Annotated in this window: 19 protein-coding genes; 10 read left to right on the top strand and 9 right to left on the bottom strand. The window is 73.4% G+C overall.

Features of this window, described 5'->3' with window-relative positions:
- Positions 1-16: 16 nt before the first annotated feature.
- The 7 genes from asd to NAEX_RS53195 form a co-directional block, all read right to left on the bottom strand.
- A complete protein-coding gene (gene asd, locus NAEX_RS31230; protein WP_096331134.1) occupies positions 17-838 on the bottom strand; it encodes an archaetidylserine decarboxylase in 822 nt (273 codons plus the stop codon).
- Positions 835-1980 carry a fatty acid desaturase gene (locus tag NAEX_RS31225; RefSeq protein WP_096331133.1) on the bottom strand — a complete coding sequence of 382 codons (1146 nt, stop codon included), beginning with the start codon at positions 1978-1980 and terminating at the stop codon, positions 835-837. Before NAEX_RS31225 ends, asd begins: the two co-directional genes overlap by 4 nt.
- Positions 1977-2789 (bottom strand): hypothetical protein, encoded by an 813-nt coding sequence (locus tag NAEX_RS31220; RefSeq protein WP_096331132.1) that lies wholly within the window; start codon positions 2787-2789, stop codon positions 1977-1979. The genes NAEX_RS31225 and NAEX_RS31220 overlap by 4 nt, the downstream gene beginning before the upstream one ends.
- A gap of 146 nt (positions 2790-2935) precedes the next feature.
- Positions 2936-3124: a hypothetical protein gene (locus NAEX_RS31215; RefSeq protein ID WP_096331131.1), complete on the bottom strand. Its 189-nt coding sequence runs from the start codon at positions 3122-3124 to the stop codon at positions 2936-2938.
- A 347-nt stretch (positions 3125-3471) separates the two neighbouring features.
- Complete coding sequence (locus NAEX_RS31210) at positions 3472-5784, bottom strand: helicase-related protein (protein ID WP_096331130.1); 2313 nt, start codon at positions 5782-5784, stop codon at positions 3472-3474.
- A 38-nt stretch (positions 5785-5822) separates the two neighbouring features.
- Positions 5823-6203 (bottom strand): hypothetical protein, encoded by a 381-nt coding sequence (locus tag NAEX_RS31205; protein WP_143140527.1) that lies wholly within the window; start codon positions 6201-6203, stop codon positions 5823-5825.
- Between the two features lie 250 nt (positions 6204-6453).
- Positions 6454-6885, bottom strand: coding sequence for a hypothetical protein (locus tag NAEX_RS53195; RefSeq protein WP_245913836.1), 432 nt, complete (start codon positions 6883-6885; stop codon positions 6454-6456).
- A 126-nt stretch (positions 6886-7011) separates the two neighbouring features.
- On the opposite strand from NAEX_RS53195, the gene NAEX_RS31200 reads away from it, so the two are divergent.
- From NAEX_RS31200 to NAEX_RS31185, 4 genes are all read left to right on the top strand, one after another.
- Positions 7012-9057, top strand: coding sequence for a M3 family metallopeptidase (locus tag NAEX_RS31200; RefSeq protein ID WP_245913835.1), 2046 nt, complete (start codon positions 7012-7014; stop codon positions 9055-9057).
- 77 nt (positions 9058-9134) lie between these two features.
- Entirely contained in the window at positions 9135-9899 is a 765-nt protein-coding gene (locus NAEX_RS31195; RefSeq protein WP_096331127.1) for a gamma-glutamyl-gamma-aminobutyrate hydrolase family protein, read from the top strand.
- Between the two features lie 166 nt (positions 9900-10065).
- Positions 10066-11307, top strand: a complete 1242-nt coding sequence (locus NAEX_RS31190; RefSeq protein ID WP_096331126.1) for an LNS2 domain-containing protein — start codon at positions 10066-10068, stop codon at positions 11305-11307.
- On the top strand, positions 11304-11825 hold the full coding sequence (locus NAEX_RS31185) for a hypothetical protein (protein WP_096331125.1): 522 nt from the start codon (positions 11304-11306) through the stop codon (positions 11823-11825). The genes NAEX_RS31190 and NAEX_RS31185 overlap by 4 nt, the downstream gene beginning before the upstream one ends.
- Positions 11826-12020: 195 nt before the next feature.
- Here NAEX_RS31185 and NAEX_RS31180 read toward each other — a convergent pair whose 3' ends face one another.
- A complete protein-coding gene (locus tag NAEX_RS31180) occupies positions 12021-13124 on the bottom strand; it encodes a mechanosensitive ion channel family protein (RefSeq protein WP_170136134.1) in 1104 nt (367 codons plus the stop codon).
- Between the two features lie 797 nt (positions 13125-13921).
- Between NAEX_RS31180 and NAEX_RS31175 the strand changes: the two genes are divergently transcribed.
- The 5 genes from NAEX_RS31175 (at position 13922) to NAEX_RS31155 (ending at position 20327) form a co-directional block, all read left to right on the top strand.
- The gene (locus tag NAEX_RS31175; RefSeq protein WP_096331123.1) at positions 13922-15541 is read left to right on the top strand and encodes a hypothetical protein; all 1620 of its coding nucleotides are present in this window, start codon (positions 13922-13924) and stop codon (positions 15539-15541) included.
- Between the two features lie 38 nt (positions 15542-15579).
- Positions 15580-17127 carry a vWA domain-containing protein gene (locus tag NAEX_RS31170; protein WP_096331122.1) on the top strand — a complete coding sequence of 516 codons (1548 nt, stop codon included), beginning with the start codon at positions 15580-15582 and terminating at the stop codon, positions 17125-17127.
- Positions 17128-17268: 141 nt separating this feature from the next.
- Complete coding sequence (locus NAEX_RS31165) at positions 17269-19206, top strand: NAD(P)/FAD-dependent oxidoreductase (protein ID WP_096331121.1); 1938 nt, start codon at positions 17269-17271, stop codon at positions 19204-19206.
- A 57-nt stretch (positions 19207-19263) separates the two neighbouring features.
- Entirely contained in the window at positions 19264-19578 is a 315-nt protein-coding gene (locus NAEX_RS31160; RefSeq protein WP_096331120.1) for a hypothetical protein, read from the top strand.
- Between the two features lie 86 nt (positions 19579-19664).
- The gene (locus tag NAEX_RS31155; RefSeq protein WP_096331119.1) at positions 19665-20327 is read left to right on the top strand and encodes a hypothetical protein; all 663 of its coding nucleotides are present in this window, start codon (positions 19665-19667) and stop codon (positions 20325-20327) included.
- 117 nt (positions 20328-20444) lie between these two features.
- Here the strand turns inward: NAEX_RS31155 and NAEX_RS31150 are convergent, their stop codons facing one another.
- Entirely contained in the window at positions 20445-21779 is a 1335-nt protein-coding gene (locus tag NAEX_RS31150; protein WP_096331118.1) for a M15 family metallopeptidase, read from the bottom strand.
- 207 nt (positions 21780-21986) lie between these two features.
- On the opposite strand from NAEX_RS31150, the gene NAEX_RS31145 reads away from it, so the two are divergent.
- Positions 21987-23249 carry an FG-GAP repeat domain-containing protein gene (locus tag NAEX_RS31145; protein WP_096331117.1) on the top strand — a complete coding sequence of 421 codons (1263 nt, stop codon included), beginning with the start codon at positions 21987-21989 and terminating at the stop codon, positions 23247-23249.
- Positions 23250-23681 lie beyond the last annotated feature (432 nt).

Here is a 23681-nt window from a genome sequence, read left to right as displayed (position 1 = left end):
GCGAACAGCAGGCCCCCTAACCGAGCCGCTGGCCCACGCGCACCGCCGCGCCCGCGAAATCACATGTCCCTTCCAACATGTCCTTCGGAGCAGCGATCACCACCGTCGAGCCGAACCGGAACCACCCCAGCTCGTCCCCCTTCTTGAACCTCCGGCCCCACGCGAACCCGCGCGGGCGGGCCCACGCGGCCCGCTGAAGCCCGGCCAGCTCGATCCCCCCGATCAGGCTCGCGCCGACCAGCACCAGCCAGAACACCGCCCCCGAGCCGGCCACGCAGCGCAGCGCCGCCCGCTCGTTGCGCTCGTAGATCCGCGGGATCACGCGCAGCGCGTCGACGTTCTGCGGGAACGAGCGCCCGCCGATCCAGCGCACCTCCGCCACCTCCGCGTCGCACGGCATGTGCAGCCGGTGGTAGCCGTCGGGCGTCAAGAAGATCGTCACGTAGCGCCCGCCCGCCAGCGCCGCCACCTCCTCCGGCCGCGCCGCCAGCACCCGCCCCAGGCGCAGCGGCGAGCCCTTGACCTGCAGGATCGTCCCCTGCTCGATCGGACCTGTCCCGACGACCAGCCCATCGGCCGGGCTGACGAACCCCGCCCCGAGCGGCCGCGCCCCGGCCCGCAGCCGGCGGAGGAAGAACGCCTCGAGCGTCGGCCAGCTCTGTTCGGCGCACTGCGACACGTCGATCCCGCCGCGGCGGATCCACCACCGGATCGCCGCCCGCACCGCCCACCGCGGCCGGCTCGCGCGCATCAGCGTCCGCGTCGCCGCGCCCAGCAGCCGGTGCGGCAGCAGCCCGTAGGCGCGCAGGAACGGTCGCGTGCGGTGCAGCTTCTTCACGGCAGCGCCAGGTTGACCCGTTTCAGCAGCCACCGCGAGACCACCGCGCTCGCGGCCCCGCGCCGGCGCCAGATCCACTCGTGGACCACCCGCGGCGGCCCGCCTGCCGCGTACACCGCGTCGCGGTCGCCGACCAGCGCCAGCGGCACGATCACCAGATCGGCCGCCAGCGGGGTCCCGGGCTCGTAGCGCCGGTGCACGAACTCGACGCGCCGCCCGGCCTCCCTGCAGCGCAGGAGCTCGCGCGCGCGCTCGAGGTGCCGCGCGTCGGCGTCGATGATCGTCACCTGCGCTTCGGGCCAGATCTGCAGCAGCGCCAGCGCCGAGCGCGGGAACAGCCCGCCGCCGATCACCACCACCCGCAGGATCGGCCGGCCCGCCAGCGCCGGCTGCAGGCGCCGCAGCGCCGCCGCGTGGCGTTCGACCAGCCACGTTTGCAACCGCTGCGAGCGCAGCGCCAGCCGCTCGAGCCCGACCAGCGCGTCGGCGATCGACAGCCCGCGCAGCACCGGCGCGCGCGCGCTGCTCGCCGCCCCCGTCGATCGCACGGCAGGCAGCGTCGTCCAGTGCGCCCCCGGGCGGGCGTGGTGCTCTGCGTGATAGCCGTCGTTGAACCACAGCAGGTTGTAGATTCTCCCGTAGTGGCTGATCCCCGCCGCCTGCCCGTCCAGGTGCTCGCCGCGGCCCTGCAGCAGGCACAGCCCGAGGCCGAGCAGCCACCCCGGCAACACTGCCCCGAAGAACATGTCCCGACGGACAAGCGCCAGCGCCAGCGCCACGTGGGCCACCACCCCGACCTCGACGCAGCCCGCCAGCCCGAGGCGCAGCCGCGAGCGCGTCCCGCGGTGGTGGTCGAGGTGACGCGCCCGCCAGATCGCCTGCGGCACCAGCGTCAGCGCGCTGAGGTACAGCGACAGCAGCCGGCACAGCGCCCGCGAGCGGAACACCGGCGTGTGCAGGTGGACGTGCGCGACCGTGTTCGACGTCCACCACACCACCAGCGCGAACGAGCATGCCCCGGAGACCATGCCCCAAAAGCCATGTTCCATGAGACATGGCCCGATCGTCACTGCCAGCCCCCCGAGCGTCAGCGCCGCCAGCACCGGGCCGGCGTCGCGGCGCGAGTGACGAAACAGCCTCATGCGCGACCGCGGCGGCGGAGCGCCAGCAGACCCACCACGGTGACCAGCCCCGCCAGCGGCCCCGGCTCACCGCTGGAGCTGCACACGCAGCCCTTGTCCCCGCCGGGCGACCCGGTGTCGGCCTGCCCCGACGCCCCGCTCGCGGTCCCCGGCTCGTTCGCGCCGGTCTCGTCCGCGGTGCTGCCGTTCGGCTCGCCGCCCGTCGTCGGCGAGCCCGTCGCCGGTCCGCCGGACTCGCTCGCCGACCCCTGCGACGAGCTCGACGTCCCCTGGGACGCGAACTCGCCCGAGCTCGTCCCCTCGCTCGTCCCCTCGCCGGTCGTCGCCCCTTGTGGCGGGTTCTCGGCCGTCCATTGCTTCAGCGCCTCGCACGGCGAAAACCCCGGCACGATGCCCATGCTGATCGGATACCCGTCCGGCTCCGCCTGCGGCTCGCCCGTGCGCACCGTCCCGTTGGCGGGCAGCGAGTTGTCACCCCAGCCGCGACACCGGTCCGCGCCGCCGGCCACCGTCGCCAGCTCGGCCCATTCCATCTGACAGGTCGCCAGATCGGCGTCCCCGCATTGATAGTACATGTACCCGTAGGCCGGCACCGAGTAGCCGGGATAGGCGGCGAAGTCGGGCTTGGTGTTGGCGACGATGAACAGCCCGTCGATGCGCACTCGCGTCGGATTCTTGTCATCCGGTTCGGGCGTGACCTTCTCGACCAGGGCCCAGACCCCCGCGGGGTAGCTGGCCGACGCCACGGTCGGGACGAGGGAGCCGAGCGCGACGGCGGCGACGAGGAGGGCGGGACGACGATCGTGCATGGCGAGGAGGCTCCGAAGCAGCGATGAGTGACGCGAGCGCCCCGCGGATTACACCGTCGATCGAAGTGCCTGCGAGCCTCGCAGCGATCGACCGGGTCTCGCAGTCCGAGTGGTGGAAGGTTGCGGCACCGCGGCCCCAGGTCGGCCTACGGCGACCCTCCGCCGCCGGGTTGACTGGCGAGCAGCTCCTCGAGCACCTGCATCGCCCCGCCGATGCGCAGCAACGTGTCGCGCACTTCCATCTGTTTGGTCTCGAGCTCGCGCAGCAGTCTTTGACCGCCCTCGAATTCGCGCCGGAGGTCGGCGAGCCGGGCCTCGATCGTGCTCCGCTCCATCCCACTTCCTATATCACGCAGGACCCCGCGCCGACGTCCTCTTTCACGCTCGCGGCCGCTGCTTCATCGCGGCCCCGCCGCCGAGGACCGCCTCGCCTCGGGCGCTCACGGTCGTCACCGCCCAGAGGCGGCGGCCGCGGGCGCGAGGTCCCGACGCTCGCCGCTCTCCGCCCGCGGCCTCGACGGCCCCGCGCATCCCCGGGCCGGCAGTCGGCCCGAAGCGATCACCGCGCCTGCGGCTGCTCCGAGCAGGCCGTGGCCTCACCGCCGAGCGCGAGCTTCGTCATGTCCTCGGTGACATATCCTTTCAAACATGTCCAAAAAGACAACCTCTTCGCTCGGACAGCTCACCCCGCGCGCCGCGTCCGCCGCCGCCCCCGCCGCTCCGGCCGGCGCGGCGCCAGCAGCCAGCGGTCCTCCGCCACCTCGTCAAAGCCCATCGCCGCCACGATCGCCGGCACCTCGTCGGCCGCGCAGCCGATCCACGCCGCCAGCTCCTGGGGCAGCCCCGCCGGCCCCGCGCGCGTCACCGCCAGCACTCGATTAAAAACTCGCTCGGCCACGTCGGCGCGGATCGCCCGCGGCCCGAACGGCGGGAAGCCGATCGCGTGGTACGCCGCCGGGTCGGCCTGATCGGTCAGCGCGATCGACCGCGCCTCGCCCGGCGGCGTCACCCGCGAGCCCGAGCGCGCCGCCCACAGGGCCGCCCGGCGCTCGACCGACCACGTCGTCAGCAGCTCCGGCGAGAACACCACCAGCTCGCCGAGCTTCACCCCGAGCTTTCCGAGCAGCCGGCGGTCGTCGCCCGTCAGGTGGCGCACCTGGGGCTCGGCGCGGGCCCGCAGCACCGACCCGAGCCCCTGCTCGAGCTGGTAGAGCAGCCCGCGCGCCGCCGGGCTCGGCGCCGGCCCGTCCGGCAGCGCCCGCAGCGGCGCCAGCAGCTCGGCCACCAGGTCACGTGTCCATGCGACCATGCGCCTTCGGACCTGTGCGATCGACCCTGCCCCCATGGACATGTCCGCCAGGACCTGCACCTCCGGGCGCAGCAGGTCGGGCCCGCGGGTCATCTGCGCCGCCGGGCGGCCGGCCAGCGAGATCCGCCCGCGGGCGTCGACCGCGAACGCCCCGTGCGGCGCCGCCACGATCGCCTCGGCCGCGCTCGGCGGCGGCGGCTCCCCGGCCTCGGGCAGCTGCAGCGCGCGCAGGCGGCCGAACGGGCTGTCCTTCGGGCCAGGTTTGTTGCGGGCCCGCGCCGTCGCCCGCGGGTCGACGAACGCCTGCGTCAGCCGGTCGTGCAGCGCGTCGGAGAGCCGGTCCTCGATCGCCCGCGTCCACTCCTGCCAGCGCGCCGGCGCGTCGATCCACCCCGGCCGGTGGCTGATGTACGTCCACGTCCGCACCGCCGCGATCCGGCTCATCAGCGCCTCGATGTCGCCCTCGGTGTCGTCGAGCCGACGCACGCGCCGCTCGATCCACCCCGGGTCGAGGCGGCCGTGCTTGGCGAGCTGCAGGTACACGGCCGCGAGCAGCCGCGCGTGCGAGCCCTCGAGCAGCTTGCGGAAGTCGGGGATCCGGCACACCTCCCACAGCAGCTCGACGGCGCCGGACTGCTGCGCGAGGGCCCGCACCTCGGACATGCTCGCCAGCTCGACGAGCACCTCCTCGTCGTCGCTGCGCTCGAGCAGCTGCAGCCCCGGCCGCGGCGGCCGCTGCCGCAGCGAGCGCGCCAGCGCCTCGATGCTCGCGAAGTCGAGGTCCGGATTTCGCCACACCAGCCGCTCCACCGGCGGGAATTGGTGGCGCTCGATCGCCAGCACGAGCCCCTGCGGCAGCGGCCCCAGCGTCGCCAGCGGCCCGAACGTCCCGTCCTTGGTGTAGCGCCCGGCTCGCCCGGCGATCTGCGCCAGCTCGGCCGCCTCGAGCGGCCGGTTCGTGCGCCCGTCGAACTTGCCCAGCGCCGCGAACGCGACGTGGTCGACGTCCATGTTGAGCCCCATCCCGATCGCGTCGGTGGCGACGATGTAGTCGACCTCGCCCGCCTGGTACATCGCCACCTGGGCGTTGCGCGTCCGCGGCGACAACGCCCCCAGCACCACCGCCGCCCCGCCGCGACGCCGCCGCAGCTGCTCCGCCAGCGCGTACACCTGGTCGGCCGAGAACGCCACCACCGCCGAGCGCGGCGGCAGCTGCGTCAGCTCGAGCGGCGCCACCCCGCGCAGCCGCGAGAACCGCGGGTGCCGCTCGATCCGCGCCGTCGGCACCAGCGCCTCGACCGCCCCCGTCATCGTATCGGACCCGAGGAACATGGTCTCGGAGACACCTCGCGCCCGCATCAACCTGTCCGTGAAGACATGTCCGCGCTCGCGGTGGGCCGCGAGCTGGATCTCGTCGACCGCCAGGAACTCGACGTCCTTGCCCTCCGGCATCGACTCGACCGTGCACACCCAGTAGCGCGGCCGCGCCGGCACCCGCTTCTCCTCGCCGGTCACCAGGGCCACCGCCGCCTCGCCGACCTCCGCCGTCACGCGGTCGTAGACCTCGCGCGCCAGCAGCCGCAGCGGCAGCCCGATCACGCCGGTGCGGTGGGCCAGCAGCTGGGTGACCGCGCGGTGCGTCTTGCCGGTATTGGTCGGCCCGAGCAGCGCCGTGATCGTCGACATGGCGTGTTCTCTCCGGGCCCACGGCCCGCGCGGTGAGGTCAGCGGCCGGAGCTGCGGAAGGCCCGCAGCTGGACCCCGAGGCCGAGGTGGATCTGCGTGCCCGGCACGCGGAACATCAGCCTGGGCCGCACGATGCCGACGCCGGTGCCGAACGCCGGCAGCGACTCGACCGCCAGCGCGAAGTCCCGGAACCTGCGCGCGGTCGGCCGCAGCTCGAGCAGCCAGGTCGGCCGCGCGTCGCTGTACAGCCCCTTGTACGGATGCGTCGGGTCGACCACCGCTTGCCAGCGCAGGTGCTTCTCGTGCTTGAGCGTGAACCGCCCCGCGAGGTTCCACTCGCGCGGCGGCGTGGTCGCCGGCAGCGACGGCCACGGCGGCGCCTGCATCAGCCACAGCGCGAGCATCGCGGACGACATCACGCTCGGACGATACGCCGCGCCCGCCGCCGCGGCAACTCGCGCCCCGCCCACCCGGCCACCCGGCGATCGCCGCGGCCAGCCCCCGCGGACGCCGTTCACGGCGGGATCGCCGCACCGCCGGCCGCAGCCCCTCGTCCGGCCCGGGGCCGGGACCGCCCGAGGCCCGGCTCTCCATGTCCGGCAGGACATGCTCCCGAGTGCATGTGCCGGAGGGCATGTCCGCCAGACCATGCCCTTCGAGACAGGCGCCTCAGAACCGCCCGGACACGAACCCCATCGGCCGCATCACCTTGCCCTTGCCGGCCAGCGCCGCGGTGAAGAACGACAGGATCGTCGTCTGCACGCCGACCCGCACCTCGGTCCCCGGCACGCGGTACTGCAGCTTCGGCTGCACCAGCCCGATGGCGGTGCCGAGCCCCGGCGCCGACGCGGCCGCCAGCGAGAAGTTGTCGAGGCGCCGGTGCTTCGGCGTCAGCTCGAGCGTCCACACCGGCTGCAGCTGGAAGTCCCACCCGCGGAACGGCCGCGTCAGGTCGATCACCGGCCCCCAGGTCAGGAACTTCTCCTGCTTCAGCACGAACACGCCCGCCAGGTCCCACTCGCGCGGCGGGGCGGTCATCGGCGGCGCGACGATCGGCGGCGCCTGCACGAGCCACATCACCAGCGACGCGGGCGTGATCACCCTCGCACGATACGCCGCACCCTGCGCCCCGGCAACACGCGCCGATCGCCCGCCCGCACGCCCACGCAGCAGGCCGTCCGATCATCGTTCGCGGCGGGATCCCCGCGCCCGTGCTATCGTCCGCGCGTGACCGCCAATCCGCTCCTGCGCGTGCAGTTCCGCGTCCCCTTCGACCAGATCCGGCCCGAGCACGTCGAGCCGGCCATCGCCGAGCTCCTCGCCGACGCCCGCACCGATATTCAGGCGATCGTCGACGCCCCCGGACCGCGCACCTTCGACAACACGCTCGGCGCGCTCGAGGCCGCGACCGAGCGGCTCGAGTTCGCCATGACCGTGGTCGGCCACCTCGAGAGCGTCGCCACCACGCCGGAGCTGCGGGCCGCCCACAACGCGGTGCAGGGCCCGGTGGCGGAGTTCTTCGCCCAGATCCCGCTCGACGCCGGGCTGTGGCGGGCGCTGCAGGAGTTCAGCCGCACCCCCGAGGCCGCCGCGCTGACCGGCGCGCGCAAGCGCCTGCTCGAGCGCACCCTCGACGACTTCCGCCGCCAGGGCGCCGAGCTCGACCCGGCCGGCAAGGCCCGCCTCGCCGAGCTCAGCGCCGAGCTGGCCCAGATCACCACCCAGTTCTCCGAGCACGTCCTCGACGCCACCAACGCCTACGAGCTGTGGATCACCGACCCGGCCGACCTCGCCGGCCTGCCGCAGTCGGCGATCGACGCCGCGCGGGCCAGCGCCGAGGCCAAGGGCCGCCCGAGCGCGTGGCGCTTCACCCTGCAGCAGCCGAGCTTCATCCCGTTCGTCACCTACGCCGACAGCCCGGAGCTGCGCGAGCAGATCTGGCGCGCCGCCAACATCTGCGCCGAGGACGGCCCGTACGACAACCGCGAGCTGCTGCGCAAGATCCTGCTGCTGCGCCGCGAGCAGGCCGAGCTGCTCGGCTTCCGCGACTTCGCCGACTTCGTCCTCAAGCCGCGCATGGCCAGGGACGGCGCCAGCGCCCGCGCCTTCGTCGACGGTTTGGCCGCCCGCACCGAGGCCGCCTTCGCCGCCGAGGCGCGCGACCTCCACGCCTTCCGCCGCCGGCTCGAGGGGCCGGACGCGCCCGAACCTGCCCCTTGGGACCTGGCCTATTATGCAGAGAAGCAGCGGCGCGCGCTGTACGACTTCGACGACGAGGCGCTGCGGCCGTACTTCCCGGTCGAGTCGGTGCTGAAGGGCCTGTTCGACCTGGTCGGCGATCTCTACGGCGTGCGCGTCGAGCCGGTCGACGGCTTCGAGACCTGGCACCCCGACGTGCGCACCTACGCCGTGCGCGACGGCGACGCGCTGCTCGGGGTGTTCTACGCCGACCTGTTCCCGCGCGAGCAGAAGCGGTCCGGCGCGTGGATGAACGCGCTGGTGACCGGCCGCCCTGACGGCCGCGGCGGCTTCGGCCCGCACCTCGGGCTGATCTGCGGCAACCTGACCCCGCCGATCGGCGACCGCCCCGCGCTGCTCACCCACGACGAGGTCGAGACGATCTTCCACGAGTTCGGCCACCTCTTGCACCACCTGCTGACGCGGGTCGAGCTGCGCAGCCTGGCCGGCACCAACGTCGCCTGGGACTTCGTCGAGCTGCCGTCGCAGATCATGGAGAACTGGTGCTGGGAGCGGGCCGCGCTCGACCGCTTCGCCCGCCACGTCGACACCGGCGCGCCGATCCCCGACGACCTGGTGAAGCGCATGCTCAGCGCCCGCAACTTCCGCGCCGCCTCGGCGATGATGCGCCAGCTCAGCTTCGCCACCGTCGACCTCGAGCTGCACCGCGGCGCGCTGCCGGCCACGCCGGCCGAGATCCTCGCGCGCGCCCGCGAGATCATGGCGCGCTTCACCCCCGCCCCGCTGCCGGACGACTACGCCATGGTGTGCCGGTTCGGCCACCTGTTCTCGAGCCCGGTCGCCTACGCCGCCGGCTACTACTCGTACAAGTGGGCCGAGGTGCTCGACGCCGACGCCTTCACCCGCTTCCAGCGCGAGGGCCTGTTCAGCCGCGACGTCGGCCTCGCCTTCCGCCGCGCGATCCTCGAGCGCGGCGACAGCGACGACCCCGCCGCCCTGTTCCGCGCCTTCATGGGCCGCGACCCCGACCCCGAGGCTCTGCTGCGCCGCGCCGGCCTGGCCGCCGCTGCCTGACCTCCAGGACATGCCTGATGTGACATGCCCCTCATGACATGTCCTTCGGGCCACTCACACTTGCCTGACCGACCCCCATGCGACCCGTCATCATCGGCATGTCCTGCGGGACATCCTACCCCGACCCCTCCCGCCTGCTGTTCCTCGGCAAGTCGCTCGACTACGGCGAGCAGCGGCTGTCGGCCGCGCTGGCCCGCGCCGGCGCGCTGCCGTTCCTCCTGCCTGTGCTTCCGGACACATCGATGCTCGCCGCCCTGGTCGAGCGGGTCGACGCGCTGGTGCTGAGCGGCGGCAGCGACGTCGCCCCCGGGGTCTACGGCGAGGCGCCGCTGCGGCCCGAGTGGGCCGGCGACCCCGCGCGCGACGCCTACGAGCAGGTGCTGCTGGGGGCGGCGCTGGCCCAGGGCAAGCCGGTGCTCGGCGTCTGCCGCGGCGTCCAGCTGCTCAACGCCGCGCTCGGCGGCAGCCTCTACCAGGACATCGGCTTCCAGGTCCCGGGCGCGCTGGTCCACCGCGACGCCGCCCGCTACGACGACAACGAGCACACCGTGCGCCTGCACGAGGAGTCCTGGCTGGCCCCGCTCTACGGCGCGCGGGAGATCCTCGTCAACTCGGTCCACCACCAGGCGATCAAGGCCCTCGCGCCCGGCCTGCGCGCGTGCGCGTGGGCGCCCGACGGCGTGATCGAGGCCGCGGCCGACGACCGCCGCGACATCTACGGCGTGCAGTGGCACCCCGAGTGGCTCGACCCCGGCAGCCCGCACTTCGCCCGCCGGTCCGCCGGGGACCCGATCTTCGCCGCCTTCGTCGCCCGCGTCCGCGTCCGCGCCGGCCTCGCGTGAGCGCGGCGCGCGAACGCGTCGCACCGTCCCACGGACGTCCGACCGCGTCGTTCCGGCCCAAGAGCGCCCCTCGCCGCCGCTTTCACGCCCCGGGGCGCTCGCCGGCCGCCGGCCCGATCGCCGGGTCGCTAGATCTGCCGCCGCCTTTCCGATAGCCTGCGCGATCATGCGCGCGCGGCCGATCGCCCTGCTCACGTCCTGCTTCCTCCTCCACCTCGGCTGCGGCGAGGACCCGCGCCCGGGCGCGGACACCGAGACCGGCGCGCAGACCACCCTCGACTCCGGCCTCACTCCGGGCTCCGACAGCAACGACGCCACGACCGCGCCGACCACCGGCGGCAGCGACTCCGGGACAGGTACCATGGGACAGGACCCCACGGGCATGTCCTCGGAGACAGGCCAAGACGTCACCACCGCCGACCCGCCCGGCACCACCACCGAGGACCCGCCCGACACCACCACCGGCGGCGGCGACCCGGTCCCCGGCGCCCTGTGCGAGCCGATCCCGAAGTGTGACGCCGCGCCGCCGACGATCCCCGGCCAGGGCGCGCCGGAGAGCGACCTCTCGCGCGGGCGCGACATGTTCTACGTCGAGGGCGAAGAGCAGTGGGTGCTCGCCAAGTTCACCAAGTGGGGCTTCCCGGCCGACAAGGACATTGAGGGCAGCCCCGTGCACCTGTTCCTCGACCGCGGCTGCGCCGGCGTGTGGGAGGAGCTCGGCGTCGCCATCACCACCGTCGAGGGCGAGCACGCCCCGGTCCAGGGCGTCGACGACTCCGGCGGCCGCGTCTACTACAAGATCTCCCAGTCCGACGAGCTGGAGCCGGGGCGGCACCGCGTGCACGGCGTCGTCGAGGAGTTCTGGAACACCGTCGACATCATCATCGACGTCGTCCCGGCCGGCGCGCCGATCTTCGTCAGCGACGTCGACGGCACCCTCACCACCAGCGAGAACGAGGAGGCGTGGGACTTCTTGCTCGGCGACATCCCCGAGGCCAACCCGTTCGCGGCCGAGGCGCTGAGCCTGCTCGCGTCGAAGGGTTATCGCCCCATGTACCTGACCGCGCGGCCCGAGTGGCTCGACCGGCGCACGCGCGAGTTCGTGGCCCTGCGCGGCTTCCCCGCCGGGATCATCCACACCACGCTCACGTACACCGGAGGCATGGGCGACACCGCGGTGGCCTACAAGTCGGGAGAATTTCAGCTACTCAAGGACAAGGGCCTCGTCCCGACCTGGCTGTTCGGCAACAAGGACAGCGACGCCGAGGCCTTCGAGTCGACCATGATCCCGACCGACCACCGCGTGCTGTTCCAGTTCACCGACGCCGTCTACGGCGCCCGGCGGATCGACAGCTACCAGGAGCTCCTGGCCGAATTCGAGGCCCTGCCCGACCTGTGTGACCGATGAAAGCCAGCACCTTCCTCGCCTTCGGGGCCGTCACTCTCGGCCTGTTCGGCTACACCCTCTGTCAGCTCGCGGGGCGGACGCCCACGAGAGAGCGGCCGGCCGAGGTCGCGCGGGCCGCGGCCGCCAAGAAGTCGGGTGACGACGGGCCCCGCGCCTACCGCGACCCGCGCGACGAGCGGGACGCCCGCGACACCCTGGCGATCGCCCTGCGCAGCCGGCTCGAGCGCGCCCTCGAGGCCCCGGAGGAGCCGCCGCCGCTGCCGGCGCCCAACGACCGGCTCGAGGCCGAGACCGCCTTCGAGGTCGTCATGGACAAGATCGAGGGCCTGGCCGACAAGGGCGACGCCGTGTCGAAGCGCCGGCGCAAGCGGCTCTACCGCGCCGCCAACGACGCCTTCGCCGCCCTGTCCAACCACCTCGACGGCCAGAACCCGCACGACCTCGCCGCCCTCGAGCAGGCCCACGTCCGCCTCAAGGTCATGCTGCGCGAGATCGACGCCGGCCCGCCCGGCTCCTGACCCGAGGCGCAGGCCCTGGGCGCGGTCGCGCGGCGAGAACCGTCGCCCGCGTGCGAGGCGACGGCGCGTGCAGCCGCGCCGGGGGCCACACGCGCTCCGGCGGGCGGCCGGGCGCGCCCTCGCCGCGCGCGAGGTCACCCGTGCCCATGACCGAAGGAGCATGCCCTCTCCAACATGCTTTTTTAAACCTGCTGCTCAGGACATGGTCTTGGGACCAGGCACCAGCGCCGCCCGCAGCCGGTCCGCCAGCGGCCCGCCGACGTGGACCGCGTGGCTCGAGTAGGCCAGCGCCACCCCGGCCGCGCGCAGCGAGCGGAGGATGTGCGAGTTGGCGACGTCGAGCCCCTGCGTCCGCCGGGCCGGGTCGGCGAGGTGGACCAGCAGCGCGAAGCGCAGCCCCGCCTCGGTCGGCCCGCGGAACTGCAGCTCGGCCGGCAGGTCCGGGCGCAGCTCCGGCAGCCCCGCGACCCCGGGCAGCACGATCGCCCGCAGCTCCTCGGGCGTGCGGCCGAACTCGACCGTGAATTCGCAGACGAGCCGGACGGCCTCGTTCGGCCCGGCCGACTCGTTGACGATCCGCTGGGTGCCGAGCAGCGCGTTGGGCAGGTTGACCTCGACCCCGTCGTTGGTGAGCACCCGCGTCGAGCGCCAGCCGATGTCGGTGACCCGCCCGCGCAGCCGCCCGTCGACCACGATCGTGTCGCCGATCCGCAGCGGCGCGTCGCCGTACAGCAGCACCGCCGAGATCAGGTTGCCGAGCGAGTCCTGGGCCGCGAACCCGAGCACCGCCCCGGCGACCCCGGCCGACACCTGCCACGCGCGCACGTCGAGGCCCCACAGCACCATCACCAGGTACAGGCCCGTCAGCAGCACCACCACCCGCACGAGGAAGTGGACCAGCATGGTCGCGCGCCCGTGCATGAACCCGAGCCCGGCCTGGCCCATGCGCGCCCGCTGCACCAGCGCCAGCAGCACCTCGTCGGCCGCGCGCACCAGCGCCGCCGCCCACACCACCACCAGCACCGTCCCGAGCGCCGCGTCGAGCGTCGCCTGATCGACCAGGTGCAGGCGGTCGCCGGCCCACTCGAGCGCGACCACCACCACCGTCGTCCACACCGGCCGGCGCATCAGCGCCAGCAGGTGATCGTCGAGGCCGTCGTGTCGCCGCGCCGCCGCTCGCGCCAGCGCCCCCGCGAGCGCGGTGCTGATCGCGTAGCCGATCAGCAGCGCCAAGATCAGCCCGCCCGCCGCCTGCAGCTCCGGGCTCGCCAGCAGCTTGTCGAGGTCGAGCTCCTCCACGGGCCTTTGGAGCATCGCCCGCGCGCGGCGGCCCGTCAATCACGCGGCGATCGGCTCGCCGCCCCCCGCTCCGCGCCGCGGACGAGATCCTGTCCCCTCGGACATGTCCGTTCGCACACAATGCGAGACCGTCGGCGCCCCTCCAGGCGCGCGGCGGCCTCGGGCGCCGGCTCCCGCCCACGATTGCGTCACCGGCCGCGATCCCGCCGACATCGAAGCGCTCGCCCTCGCCCGCCCGTTCGCCGACGTCGCCGACCTCTCCGCGTTCGCGCCGACGCGTGAAGGCGGTCCGCGGCTGCCCGCGACGGCAGCGTCGACGTCGCCGACCGCTCCACGTGCGCGCCGACGAGGACGGCGCTGCGCCTCCGGGCCGGTCCGGGCGGTGCGCGACGGCGGCCTCCATGCCACCGGCCTCCGCGTCCGCGCGCGACGAGTGAGCGCGCCGTCCGTTCGGGGCGGTATGCGTCGGCGCTCGTGCGGCCCGCGGACCCCCGGCTCGCAGCCCCGCTCGCGCCTCATTGCCCGGCCAGCTCCAGCTCCCGGCGTCGCGCGCCCGCGCCCGCCACGAAATTTTTGCCCCTCGCAATTTTTCCCCGGGCTGCGGCGACTCCACGCCTGGACGGGTGACGCCCATCATGCTCGGCCCTGCGAACGACGCTTCGACCGCGACACCTCCTGGCCCTGGTGCCATGGTGACGCTCGCGGCGTGCTCGGGGCCCTCTCGACCTGACCCGGCGGCCGCCCTATCATCGAGAAACCGGCGCGTGGCCGGTCGTTTGCCTGAGAAAGACACTGCCATGACCCGACGCTGGCTCGACGAAGTGTTCTCTTCACGCCGCGAGCTGCGCCCGGCTCGCGCCCTGCGCTCGCCGACCTGGCTGTTCGCCCTCGCCGTCCTGGGCGTCAACGACCACCTGCTGAAGGGCGCCGGCCTCTTGCCGGGCGCCCTCACCGGCAAGCTCAGCGACTTCGCCGGCATGCTCGTCGCCCCCGCGCTGCTCGCCGCCTTGCTCGGCGTCACCAGCCGCCGCGGCCTGCTCCACTGTCACATCGCCGTCGGCCTGGTGTTCGCCCTCATCAACCTCTCGCCCGCCTGCGCCGACGCGTGGAGCTGGCTGATGGGCCTCGTCGGCTTCCCCTGGACGATCACCGTCGACCCGACCGACCTGCTCGCCCTCCCCGCCCTCGCCCTCGGCTGGCGCGCCCTGGTCCCGGCGATGCGCCCTGTCGCCGCGCAACCTGCCTCTTCGGTCAGCCTCTCGCGCTGGCCCACTCGCCCCGAGTTCGGGGCCGCCGCGCTCGGCTCGCTGCTGTGCGTCGCCACCAGCGACACCGACGACGGCGGCGACCGGGGCGACGAGGGCCCGGTGGACTACCAGGACTTCGAGGGCGACGTGTACCTGCACAACAGCCACGCCGAGCACGACATCGTCGTCCGCGTGCGCGACCTCCGGCCCGACGTCGAGATCGACTGCTTCAACGTCCAGAGCAAGCCCGGCGTGCTGTTCTCCGAGGCCCTGTTCGGCGAGGGCCAGACCTGGTCGATCCCCCCCGGCGCCAACGCCCCCGCGCGCGCCGACGTCGGCCGCGTCACCCGCGAGTGTTACGCCGTCCTGCTCACCAGCGACACCATCGCGCCCACCGTGCTGTTCTGGAGCGCCGGCGACGTCCCGCTCGAGTGGATCCCCGGCCAGCACAGCGCCCCGGGTCAGTACCTCGCCGGCGCCGTCGAGCTCACCGCCGACGACGACGGCCAGGCCGAGATCGCCGGCTCGCAGCGGCCGATCGTCTTCCCGCAGCGGAACCCGGGCGAGAACGCCTACCTCCCCGGCGACGACGCCGCGCGCGTCGCCTGGAGCGACCCGCCGAGCGGCGTGCACCGGATCACCGAGCTCGAGCTCGGCAGCGACGGCTGCGCCGCCTTCGACCTCGACGACGGCCTCCTGCCGCGCTTCTACTTCTGCACCCCGCTGACCGAGCTGCCCTTCGCCGCCGGTCAGTACGTCTCGGTCGACGATCAGGGCGACCTGCTCGTGCTCTCGCGCGCGGCCGACCCCGACGATCCCACGCCCGTCGGCCTGGCGCAGGTCGCCGCCTCGCGGGGCAACAACCTGCCGGTCATCAGCGGCGCCACTCTGGCCGCCAAGCCGGTGTTCGACACCGAGCTCGGCCCCGACCCGAGCTGCGGCACCGTCGCCCAGCCGCAGGAGTTCAGCGCCGAGTTCGGCGGCGAGATCGTCCGCTTCCTCCCGGGCGAGCAGGTCGAGCTCGACGACGGCGCCAACCACCTCACCATCTTCGGCGTCCACGCCGAGCGGCGCATCATCCTCGCCCCCGACTGCGCCGAGGGCCCCGACACCCTCGGCGACGACCTCGAGCTGGTCTACGTGTGGGCCGACTCGCAGCAGCAGCCCTGATTCTTAGTACATGTCCTAATTCACAGGAACCAAGAGCCATGTCACGACTCGACCTCCGCCTCGGCCTCTCTCTCCTGCTCCTCGCGCCCGCCTGCGGCGACGACGGCGGCGCCGCGGCCGCCGGCGACTCTGCCGGCCAGGACGGCGGCAGCCTCGGCGCCGGCCAGGGCGGCGCTCAGGACTTCGGCCAGTTCAAGCAGATCCTCGAGCAGGGCGGGATCCCCGGCCCCGAGACCCTCGACGACGTCGGCTTCTTCAACGAGCACAAGATCGAGCTGCCCCCCGCCACCTGCGCCGGCGACGTGTGTCTGCACGGCCTCTACGGCGAGATGGGCAACATGATCTCCGGCACCAACTGCATCACGGTGCTCGTCGGCCTCAACACCGCGATCGACGTCAGCAAGCTCGAGCGCCCGCCGCTCAACCTCGCCCTCGTCATCGACAGCAGCGGGTCGATGGAGGGCGAGCCGATGCAGTACGTGCGCGAGGGCCTCCTCCGCATGCTCGACGCCCTCGACCCCAGCGACCGGATCACCCTCGTCGACTTCGACACCGACGCCGAGGTCAAGGCCGAGTACGTCACCGGCAGCGACCCCGCCCTCGCCCTCGCCATCAGCAACCTCGAGGCCGACGGCGGCACCAACATCTACGACGGCCTGCGCACCGGCTTCGAGCTCATGGCCGCCCACGCCGACCCCGGCCGGCAGAACCGGGTCGTCTTCCTGTCCGACGGCATGGCCACCGAGGGCATCACCAACGACGCCAAGATCCTCGCCATGGCCCAGGGCTACAGCGAGCAGGGCTACGGCCTGACCACCATCGGCGTCGGCGCCGACTTCGACGTCACCCTCATGCGCACCCTGTCCGAGCAGGGCAGCGGCGCCTTCTACTTCCTCGAAGATCCGGCCGCGGTCCAGGAGGTCTTCGTCGAGGAGGTCACCGCCTTCCTCGTCCCCCTCGCCGAGGACGTCACGATCACCGCCGACATCGTCGACAACTACCTCCTCCGCGCCATCCGCGGCACCAAGCTCTCGACCGTCGAGGGCAACCACGGCGCGATCGAGATCCCCAACCTCCAGCTCGCCCACCGCGAGACCGTCGACGACCACGAGGACGGCCGGCGCGGCGGCGGCGGGGCGATCCTCCTCGAGCTCTTGCCCCGCAGCGGTCAGCCGCGCGTCGCCGACGTCGGCGAGCTCAAGCTGCGCTACCGCCACCCCGTCGACAAGCAGTACGTCGAGGAGGTCGCGCCGATCAAGACCACCGTCGACCCGGGCGAGATCGACCTCGAGCAGGGCGTGTTCGACAACCCCAGCAGCGAGAAGGGGTTCGTCATGCTCAACATCTACGTCGGCTTCGACATGGCGGCCACGCGCGCGGCCCAGGGCGACCTCGCCGGCGCCCTCAACATCCTCGACGGCCTCGACGCCGCCGTCGACGGCTGGCTCGCCGACAACCCCGACTTCGACATCGAAGACGACCTCAAGTACATCCGCATGTTCATCGACAACCTCGTCGCGGCCGGGGCGGGGCTGGACCCCGACATGCCCATGCCCACCCCGCCCGAGCCCTGGCCCGAGGACTGAGCCGACCTGTCCTCGAGGGAACGTGCGTTCGCCGCCATCCCGCCCGCCGCGGCCTGCGCGGGCGTAGTCGCGCGCCTGCCGGTCGTTCGCGCGCGAGGTGGCAGCCGACCCGCGATCCGGCGACACTCTGGCCTCGCGCCCATGGTCCCCGTCGATCGCCACCGTCTGACCAACCACCCGTTCGGGCGCAAGCTGATGACCTCGGCCGCCCTGCTCCTGGGCCTCGGGCTGTTCTTCGGCGTCTGGATCGCCAGCGTCGAGCTCACGCTGGGGGAGACCACCACGGTCGCGCTGTTCCAGTGGGGCGAGCGGCTCGAGATCCTGCGCTCGCGCCGCGCGGAGGTCTTCTGGGCGCTGTTCTTCGGCCACGCCGTCTCGCTCGCGCTGGTCACCACCGTCTCCGCTTTCCTGTTGCGGCAGGTGGCGCTGGCCCGCGGCGCCCGCAAGGCGCTGATCGGCGGCCTCGTCATCCTCGGCGCCCTCGACCTCGTGTGCTGGTTGCTCTTGCCGATGTGGGGCAACGCCTCGGTGCTGCTCGGCGGCGCCATCATCCTCGAGTCGGTCCTGCTGCTGTACGTCGCGCTCCACCCGCTGCGCGACATGTGGATCTACCGCCGCTGGACCGGCACGGGCGGCCCGCCGGTGCGCGTCGTCATCGTCGGCGGCGGCTTCGCCGGCCTCTACACCGCGCTGCACCTCGACCGCCGGCTCGGCTACCACAAGGACCTGCAGATCAGCGTCATCGATCGCCGCAACTACTTCCTGTTCCCGCCGCTCCTGCCGAGCGTCGCCGCCGGTTCGATCGAGACCCGCCAGGTCACCTATCCCTTCCGCCGGATCTTCGAGGCCGCCAACGTCACCTTCAAGAAGGAGAGCGTCGAGGCGATCGACCTCGACAAGAAGATCATCCGCGCCCGCGTCGACGTCGACGACGACCCCGTCACCGGCGAGCCCCAGGTCATCTGGTGCGAGACCCAGTACGACATCCTGGTCCTCTGCCCCGGCTCCGACACCAACACCTTCAACACGCCGGGCGTCCGCGAGCACGCTTTCTTCATGCGCGAGCTCGGCGACGCGATCGCCGTCCGCAACCACATCATCGACAACTTCGAGCGAGCCGCGCGCGAGACCGACGGCGACCGGCGGCGCGAGCAGCTGACCTTCGTCGTCGTCGGCGCCGGGCCGACCGGCGTCGAGCTGGCGGCCGAGGTCCGCGACCTCATCGACCACATCCTGATGAGCCGCTACCCCGAGATCGACCCCGCCGAGGTCAGCGTGGTCATGATCCAATCAGGCGAGCAGATCTTGCCCGGCTGGCACAAGGAAGTCGTCGGCAGCGCCGAGGGCCGCCTGCGCAAGCTGCGGGTCGACCTCCGGCTCGGCCGCCGCGTCGTCCACGTCACCCCGTTCGCCGTCACCCTCGACGACGGCACCAAGATCGCCACCCGCACCTGTGTCTGGTGCGCCGGGGTCAAGCCGTCGCCGCTGCTGGCCGCGTGCAACCTGCCGCTTCACAAGTCCGGCCGCGTCGAGATCGCCGACGACCTGCGGGTCAAGGGCCGCGACGACGTGTTCGTGCTCGGCGACGCCGCCTTCCTCCTCCACGACGGCAGCCCGTTGCCGCCGCTCGGCCAGGTCGCGTTCCAGCAGGGCCAGCACGCCGCGACCAACATCGACCTGCTGCTCCGCAAGCAGCCGACCAAGCCGTTCAAGTACTTCAACTACGGCGCCCTGGTCTCGGTCGGCGACAAGTTCGCGGCCATCGACCTGTTCGGGGTGCGCATGTCGGGCTTCATCGCCTGGTGGGTGTGGCGCACGCTCTACCTCGCCAAGCTGGTCGGCTTCGGCAACAAGGTCCGCGTCGTCATCGACTGGACCCTCGACCTCATCATCGAGCGATCGATCTCCCAGATCGCCGCCGACCGGCAGGACTTCTCCGGCAACAAGTTCGCCGAGAACACCCCGCTGGCCGCGCGCCCGCGCCCGCAAGACGGCCTGCCTGACGGATTGTCACCGCCCGCGCCCGCCCCCGTGCCAACCCAACACGCGCCGGTGGTACCGACCGCGCCGCCGGCCTGAATTGCCGGTCGCCGCGCGCGAGGAGCCGCTGGCATCGCCCTTGCTCAAGGGCTCGGCATGCTCCTCGCGCGCTCCGTCCTCGCCGTCACGCTCCTGTCCGGCTCGCTCGCCCACGCCGCCGCGCCCGCGGCCCCGCGAGCCCATGCGGAGCGCCCCGACGCCGTCGTGGCCGTCCGGATCGCCGTCGCGTACCACGACGTCCGCGCGCTCGCAGGTGTCCTGAAGGACATCTTCGTCGTCCACCCCGAGCGCGGTGACGTGCGCGCGATCCTCAGCGACCCCCGCGACGCCACCCTCGTCGTGTTCGCCACCCCGGCGGGCCACGCCGAGCTCCGTCGCGTCCTCGCCGGCCTCGTCGCCGGTCCCCCCTGAGCCGGCAGCCGCTCGCTCCTCCACCCTCCCCGGCCGCCCCGGCGGCCCGCGCCCCGAAACTGACCCGACCCAAAGGACATGTCCCCATGCGCAGCTTCCTCCGCACCCTCGCCTTCCCGATCGCCTGCGCCTTCACCGGCGCCGCCGCGGCCCTCTTCGTCGTCTCGCTGAACCAGGCCCCGCCGCCCGCGTGCCCCGCCGCCCCGACGATCCACATCCAGCACGAGATGGCCCCGCTCCCGCCCCCGCGGCCGGCCGTCGCCCCGATCGCCATCCTCCACCCGCCCGTCGCCGCGCCCGCCCCCGCGCTCGTCGCGGGCACCCCCAAGCCCCGGCTCGCCGTCCCGGAGGGCGCGGTGCGGTGCGTCGAGGCCGGCCGCTGCGTCGTCGACCTCGGCTTCTACCAGACCCTGCGCGAGGACCCGTCGCTGCTGAAGAACGAGGCCCACATCCTGCCGTCGATCAAGGACGGCCAGGTCCGCGGCCTCAAGTTCTACGGGATCCGCCCAGGCAGCCTGCCCAACCTGCTCGGCCTCAAGAACGGCGACATGCTGACCTCCCTCAACGGCGTCCCGATCAACACCGAGGGCGGCCCGAGCATCGCCGAGGCGGTGGTCCGGCTCATCCGCGACCGCAGCCACCCGCTCATCCGCATGGAGATCGAGCGCAAGGGCCAGCCGATCGCGGTGGCCATCGACGTCGCCGCGCTGCAGGAGGCGGCCCCCAGGGTCGTGGCCGCCGCGCGTTGAGCGGAGCGTACGGACATGCTCTGAAAATCATGTTTGATAGGACATGTCTTCCTTCGCATGCTCTTTCGAACATGACCTTGGGACCGGGCGTCGGCAGCCCTCCCCGGCGGGCCCCGCTCACCGCCCGTCGCGCCGGCGCCGGCGCGCGAGCAGGCCGAGCGCCGCCAGCCCCCACCCCCCCACCGGCGCCGACCCGCGGCAGCCGCAGCCCTCGTCCTCGGCGAAGCCCGCCGTGCCGCCCGCGCTGCCGCCAGCGCTCGCGTCCGGCGCCCCGGTGCTCGAATCCTCGCCGGACGACGAGCCCCAGCTCGACTCGCCGCTGTCCGACTCGCCTCCGCCCTCGCCGGTGGTCCACGACCCCGTCGTGCCCGGCCCGGGCGGCGGCGGCAGCGGGAGCGGCTCGGGGGGAGGCAGCGGCGGGGCCGGGTTGACGGCCAGCACGCGGACCTCGAGCTGGTCGTCGGGCGGACCGCCGCCGAGCGGCTTGTCGCCGAACCACGTCGTCCCCTCCTGCACCAGCGAGAACGTCTGGGACACCTCGCCCGGGGCGGACGCGCACAGGCGGAACTCGAAGCGGCCGACGGCCCCGGGGGCGACCTCGCCGGCGGTGGCGATCCGCGTCGGCGACAGCCACGTGTTCGGGTCGTGCAGCGGCGACGGCTGGTCGCGCGGGGTCGGGGCCAGCCGCGTGTCGCCGTTCCACGTCGCGTCGCCGGTGTTGCGCAAGTCGATCCACGCGTCGACGCACTCGCCGACGATCAGCAGCACCGGCGGCTGCGAGGCCAGCGGGAACGACTGCCCGGCGTACTCGGCCCGGTAGTCCGAGGTCCCGCACGGCCCGCTCGTCGGCGGCCCGCCGCCCCACCACTCCCAGTGCCAGTCCTCGCTCGGCACCGTCGCCTCGAACCCGAACTCGTCGCCGTGCGCCTCGAGCCACGCGAGCACCCCGGCCGCCCCGGTGTTGAGGTCGAGCGCGTGGCCGCTCTGGTGGTTGCTGTAACCTGGCTTGGCGGCCAGGTTGCAGTTGTTGCAATTGCAGTTGATGTAGCAGTTGTAGAGGTACTGCTGCTCGGCCATCGTGCGGAAGCCGCTGACGACCTTGATGCCGACGCCGTCGGCCGCCGCGGCCTGCTGCATCGCGTAGTAGGCGTTGGCGGTCTCGACCTCGACCGGCTTGCCGTCGACGGTGACGACGGTGATCGTGAACGCGTCGCCCTGGACGTAGCCGACGTCCTCGTGCTCGTCGCAGTCGATCGCGTACGTCGGCGTCAGCGAGCCGTCGAAGTAGACCGGGTCGTCCGGCTCCGACTCGTGCGGCCCCGCGTGCTCCGGCGCCGGCGCGCCGGCCAGTTCCACCGGCCCCTCCGACGCCTCGTGCGGGCCGGCCCACGCCGGACTTGCGAGCATGACCGAACCGAGCGCGACGCCGACCATCCGTGGTGCTTCGTGCATTACCGCCCCCTCATACCGCTCTTAGCCCCGGCCGCGCGGGCGTGCAAGCCTGCTCCTCGCTCGGTCAGCGCGGGCTTAACGACGGGGCCTGTGACCGACACACTCGACGTCGTCCTCACGCCATCACCCTCGCCTGCGCTCGCGGACCGCCGCGTAAGTGTCCCCACGGTGCCGGCGTTTCGCAGGCCGATGCCCGCCTCTCGCCCGGTGTCTCGCGTCCTCGGCCTCGGCCTGCTGTCTCGCCCGGTGTCACGCGTCCTCGGCCTCGGCCTGCTGTCTCGCCCGGTGTCTCGCGTCCTCGGCCTCGGCCTCCTCCTGTGCGACCTCCTCGCCTGCGCCCCGACGATCCGGACCCCGCTCAAGCAGGCCCTCCCCTCCGTCACCGGCGACTCCGCGGTCACGGCCGGCCCCTGCCTCGGCGAGCCCGCGCGCATCGATCTCGGCGGCCCCGCCGTCAGCGGCGCCCTGGCCGACCTCGACGGCAACGGCGTCGAGGACCTCGCGCTCGCGGTCACGGGCTCCGGCGGCGGCGCGGCCGTGTTCCTCCTCCACGACGGCCAGGGCGGCCTGAAGCAGTCGATGCGCGTGCCGATCCCGCAGACCCCCACGGCGCTCGCGGCCGGCGACTTCAACGACGACGGCCTCGACGATCTGGCGATCGGCGCCGCCGATCCGCCGGCGCTGCACGTGCTGCTGGCCCGCGGCCGCGGCGAGTTCATCGCCGGCGCGACGCCGCTACGCGCCGCCCCTGCGGCCCTGTGGGTGGCGAAGCTCGACGGCAACGACAGCGTCGATCTGCTCGCGCTCGACCAGGGCGGCAAGGCGGTCCGCGCCCTGCTCGGCGACGGCCACGGCGAGCTGACCGAGGGCAAGCGCAGCGGCCTGCCGGTCGCCGCCCAGCCGGCCGCGCTGACCCTCGTCGACGCCGACCGCGATCGGATCCTGGACCTGGCTGTCCTCGGGGACAGCCGCCGCGAGGCCTCGATCACGCTCGTCCGCGGCGACGGCCGCGGCAACTTCAGCAAGACGATCCAGCGGCGGGTGGTCGGCAGCGGGGCGCGGGCGCTGCTCGGCGCGCCGCTGGCCGGCGACGACGGCCACGACCTGCTCGCGCTCGTCGACTCCGCGGGCCCGGGCGCCGGCAGCCCGGTCGCGGCGGTGCTCGTCAACAACGGCCCGCTCGAGTACTCGGCCGTCGGCTACTTCGTCCCCGGCCCGCTCGGCGACGCCACCCTCGCCGACCTCGACCTCGACGGGGACCTCGACCTCGTCACCGCCGCCGCCGACGGCAGCGCCGTCCCCGTCGTCCCCGGCGACGGCCGCGGCGGCTTCGGCCAGGCCCGGTCGCGCGGCACCGCGGGCCTCGGCACCGCCGTCGTGGTCCTGGACGGCGCCCGCCCCACGGTCCTCAGCTTCGGCCCCGGCTCGCAGCAGCTGCACGCGTTCGCCGTCACCCGCTGCGGCGGTTGAGACGGAAGACATGCCTTCCGAGGCGAATGCCGCCGCGCGCTCGCCGGAGGCGACGGCCGAGAACGATCGGCATGGCTCTTCGGACATGCTTCTTCAAACTTTTTGAGAGGACATTTTTATGAATACAGGTCTTGGGGATTTGATCCGCCGCTCGCAGGCTCGTCGCGCGCGGCGGCTGAGGCCGAGCGGCCTGCGCGGCCGACGAGCTTGAACGCACATGCTTGAACGGACATGCTTTGAAAGACATGTTCTGCAAGATCAGGCGCGCCGCTCGCTCGCCGGCTCGCCGCGCCCCGGATCGCGCGGCCGGGGCCCGCGCAGGCGGCACCCGTCGGCCTCGCGGCGACGCACGTGTCGACGGCGCGCGGGGGCTGCGGGCGCCGCGGCCGTTCGCGCGAGGCGGCCGCGCCGTCGCGCGCGACCTGTAGATCC

This window comes from Nannocystis exedens (assembly GCF_002343915.1).
In the GTDB taxonomy this organism is placed as follows: domain Bacteria; phylum Myxococcota_A; class Polyangia; order Nannocystales; family Nannocystaceae; genus Nannocystis; species Nannocystis exedens.
This window is presented reverse-complemented; position numbering and strand designations above follow the sequence as displayed.

What these genes read in the sequence shown, in the direction of transcription:
- NAEX_RS31215 (WP_096331131.1), bottom strand. Translation starts at nt 3,124, where the DNA reads ATGGAGCGGAGCACGATCGAGGCCCGGCTCGCCGACCTCCGGCGCGAA.
- NAEX_RS31190 (WP_096331126.1), top strand. Translation starts at nt 10,066, where the DNA reads ATGCGCGCGCGGCCGATCGCCCTGCTCACGTCCTGCTTCCTCCTCCAC.
- NAEX_RS31165 (WP_096331121.1), top strand. Translation starts at nt 17,269, where the DNA reads ATGGTCCCCGTCGATCGCCACCGTCTGACCAACCACCCGTTCGGGCGC.
- NAEX_RS31220 (WP_096331132.1), bottom strand. Translation starts at nt 2,789, where the DNA reads ATGCACGATCGTCGTCCCGCCCTCCTCGTCGCCGCCGTCGCGCTCGGC.
- NAEX_RS31225 (WP_096331133.1), bottom strand. Translation starts at nt 1,980, where the DNA reads ATGAGGCTGTTTCGTCACTCGCGCCGCGACGCCGGCCCGGTGCTGGCG.
- NAEX_RS31150 (WP_096331118.1), bottom strand. Translation starts at nt 21,779, where the DNA reads ATGCACGAAGCACCACGGATGGTCGGCGTCGCGCTCGGTTCGGTCATG.
- NAEX_RS31210 (WP_096331130.1), bottom strand. Translation starts at nt 5,784, where the DNA reads ATGTCGACGATCACGGCGCTGCTCGGGCCGACCAATACCGGCAAGACG.
- NAEX_RS31160 (WP_096331120.1), top strand. Translation starts at nt 19,264, where the DNA reads ATGCTCCTCGCGCGCTCCGTCCTCGCCGTCACGCTCCTGTCCGGCTCG.
- NAEX_RS31185 (WP_096331125.1), top strand. Translation starts at nt 11,304, where the DNA reads ATGAAAGCCAGCACCTTCCTCGCCTTCGGGGCCGTCACTCTCGGCCTG.
- NAEX_RS31195 (WP_096331127.1), top strand. Translation starts at nt 9,135, where the DNA reads ATGCGACCCGTCATCATCGGCATGTCCTGCGGGACATCCTACCCCGAC.
- NAEX_RS31175 (WP_096331123.1), top strand. Translation starts at nt 13,922, where the DNA reads ATGACCCGACGCTGGCTCGACGAAGTGTTCTCTTCACGCCGCGAGCTG.
- NAEX_RS31155 (WP_096331119.1), top strand. Translation starts at nt 19,665, where the DNA reads ATGCGCAGCTTCCTCCGCACCCTCGCCTTCCCGATCGCCTGCGCCTTC.
- NAEX_RS31170 (WP_096331122.1), top strand. Translation starts at nt 15,580, where the DNA reads ATGTCACGACTCGACCTCCGCCTCGGCCTCTCTCTCCTGCTCCTCGCG.